Raw genomic sequence first — 2,308 nt, forward strand, 5'->3', positions numbered from 1 at the left:
TCCATCTTAAGATTTCCTTCAGATGTAAATCTTGTGTTTTTAAATTTAATACTGTATGGAATCTTTCTTTGGTTCTTTTTATATATAAGTTCTAAATGTTTAATAATAGTTGGCACCCTTTCCTCAACAATTAAAGGATCAGATGTTAGATATTTAAATTTTACCCATTTTACCAATTTGAAGTTGGTTTCTAAAGAGGAGATACTAAAAGTATCACATTTAAGATTTAAATGCCAGGCTAGATGAAAAAATTTAAATTCTTCATTAAATTTAGTTATTATGCCTGTGTGATTACCCCCGTTATGGTTTTTCGCAATTAATATTGCAATAGAAAAAGTTGGTTCATCAATAAATTTGGTTAAATCAAGAAACATTTAGAAACCTTTTAGGATACTGTTTATCTGTGTGATTTTAAGACCCTTTTGTTCAGCCCTTTGTCTGGCAGCTTGAATTAATTTATGTCTATTGCGTATTCTATTTTTTTGTGAATGAGTTATGGTCAGAAAACCAACTAAAACACGTAATGAAAAGACCTTTTTAGTTACAGCTTCAATTAAACTAACAATTCTAGAATAGGAATTTGAATCAAAAAGGTTATCTACGTACTCGTAAAGTTCATCAATTGCTTTTAAATCATCTTTACTATCCGTCTCTTTCAATGCAGAAATAAACTCTAAATCTTCCTTTATGGTATCTTCTATATAATCAGTTACATCATTAGGACTAATGTTAGGTGACTTTATTTCAAAGCCAACAAATGAATTACCGTAAATTGACGAACTTATTAATACTTTAATACATTCATAATCATTCTCGAAAGTAGTGTCAACTAAATTATTCCCATAGTGCGTTTGGTTGTTTCCTGAAAATATAACATTGCATTTTAATAGGGACTCCGGTTTGTTAGAGTAATATTGACTGTATGACCTTAAACCTCTACTCCTTTCATAATGACTTTTATTGGTATTTGCATCTGGAATACTAAAAACAGAATCAGGCTTTAGAGTACTTCCAATATCGACAATTCTATCCTTATTTCTGTACTCAACATTATTACTTATCATTTCCACATTTTTAATATTGTTTCGGAAAATATATTTTCAAAAAAAGAAGTTTGAATTTTGTGTGCCTTTTCAAACCATACTTCTATTGAGTCATCGTTGTAACCCTTCAACTTATTATCTATTATTAACAATTGTCCAATAGGTAATGTTGGTGTATTAATACCAAAAATAGAATAACCATTTATTTCTTCACAAAAAACGGAATATCTACTATAAAAATTGTTGTAGGAATATTCTTTTTTGCTTATTGAAAATTTTGGAGTCTGAATAGTAATTATTTCAAAGATAGATAAGCCAGATTCTTCATATTCCTGCAAATTTACCCTGTCACTATAGGAAAGAGAATATGCTTTTATATGCGTATCAAGGTCATTTATTTTTGCTTTTATTAAATTAATTATACTCAAAAATTCAGAAAAAATATTAGAAAACCCTGGATAATTGCCAACATCCTCGGTATCTTTACGTACCCAATGCAAAGAGAAAGAGTTTTGATGAAATATTATTTGCCACTTATTGTCGTTACTAACAAGTCTATAAGCAGAGAACCCAGCATCTTCGTGTAATATTGTGACTTGAATCAAACCATTTACAACATCTTCTTCTCCTAATGAAGGGTGTGTAAACATATTTGGGAATCTATCCTTCAATTCGCTTAATAGTTCAAATAGGACACCATTTTGAAATAGAATGTTACTTTTGAAAACAACTCCGAATATGATTTCTGAAATCGGTGCTTTAGAATACTTAACTGACATGAGAATTAATTAGTTTATTATTTTAACCGTGTAAACGTAATTAAAAAAGCAATTAAAAAACGTTAATTCTTATTTTATTTTCACATTCAGCTATTGAGTTTCCCACTAGTCCACACCAACTTTGCTACTATAATACTCATTCCAACTACCAACCACCCACCAAAAGTATTTCCAACTGCCTCAACTATTCAAAAATATTTTTCAAATACCACCTATTTACAATCAATTCGGCATAAATCCCTTCTTATGCCTTCCATTACTTATTCTCCAATATTAAGCACCCTTGAATCTATTCAAATTGTAGTAACGGCTATGAACCATCCCTTTCCACACCTCTTTTTATATATACAAACACCCCATTGCCGCCTAAAAACCTATTTAGTAGCAATAATGTGTCGTTTAAAAGTTGTGGAAGTGACCTGTGCATGTAAATAGGTGGCTTTTTGCGCACAAAAAGTGACCTGTGCATGTAAATAGGTCGTTTAA

General features: G+C 30.2%; 3 protein-coding genes. All 3 read right to left on the reverse strand.

Features of this window, described 5'->3' with window-relative positions; all coding sequences use genetic code 11:
- Positions 1 to 374: hypothetical protein (locus Q0Q99_RS06215; RefSeq protein WP_293893037.1), on the reverse strand; the 374-nt coding region annotated here is incomplete at its 3' end.
- Positions 375 to 1,064, reverse strand: coding sequence for a hypothetical protein (locus Q0Q99_RS06220; protein WP_293893040.1), 690 nt, complete (start codon positions 1,062 to 1,064; stop codon positions 375 to 377).
- Complete coding sequence (locus Q0Q99_RS06225; protein WP_293893043.1) at positions 1,061 to 1,822, reverse strand: TIGR04255 family protein; 762 nt, start codon at positions 1,820 to 1,822, stop codon at positions 1,061 to 1,063. Before Q0Q99_RS06225 ends, Q0Q99_RS06220 begins: the two co-directional genes overlap by 4 nt.
- Positions 1,823 to 2,308: the final 486 nt, after the last annotated feature.

The organism is Flavobacterium sp. (assembly GCF_025352425.1).
Taxonomy (GTDB): domain Bacteria; phylum Bacteroidota; class Bacteroidia; order Flavobacteriales; family Flavobacteriaceae; genus Flavobacterium.